This is a genomic window from Candidatus Glassbacteria bacterium, from assembly GCA_019456185.1.
Lineage (GTDB): Bacteria > Gemmatimonadota > Glassbacteria > GWA2-58-10 > GWA2-58-10 > JAJRTS01.
Genome location: VRUH01000152.1, coordinates 436 through 1,097, shown reverse-complemented (window position 1 = coordinate 1,097; position 662 = coordinate 436). Strand labels below are relative to the sequence as shown.

At 57.3% G+C, this 662-nt stretch carries 1 pseudogene (running past one end of the window); it reads right to left on the bottom strand.

What is annotated here, in order from left to right:
- Nucleotides 1–42 precede the first annotated feature (42 nt).
- Nucleotides 43–662: pseudogene (gene tuf / locus FVQ81_18565) on the bottom strand (elongation factor Tu); it runs 435 nt beyond the window's last position.

The following is a 662-nucleotide window of genomic DNA, read 5'->3' as shown; positions in this document are numbered from 1 at the left end:
AGAATGACCAGATCTCGCTTGCTGTTGCCCATAGCAGTATAATTACTCGATCACTTCAGTTACCACGCCGGCACCCACGGTATGCCCCCCTTCACGGATGGCAAACCTGAGCTCCTTGTCCATGGCTATCAGCGTGATCAACTCCACGTCCATGTTCACATTATCTCCCGGCATCACCATCTCCACGCCCTCGGGCAGCTTCACCGAACCGGTCACATCCGTCGTCCGAAAATAAAACTGCGGACGGTATCCATTGAAAAACGGCGTGTGGCGGCCGCCCTCCTCCTTCTTCAGTACGTACACCTCCGCCTTGAACTTCGTGTGCGGCGTGATCGAACCAGGCTTGGCAACTACCATACCCCGTCGCAGAAATTCCTTTTCGATACCGCGCAGCAACAAACCCACATTGTCGCCCGCCTCGCCCTGATCCAGAAGCTTGCGGAACATCTCCACACCCGTCACCACCGTCTTTTCCTGGACCCCCAAACCGATGATCTCAACCTCTTCGCCAACCTTGATCATGCCCTGCTCTACCCGGCCGGTACCCACCGTGCCGCGGCCCGTGATCGAAAATACGTCCTCCACCGGCATCAGAAACGGCTTGTCCACCGCCCGCTTCGGCGTGGGTATGTAATTGTCCACCGCCTCCAGCAACTGCAGCA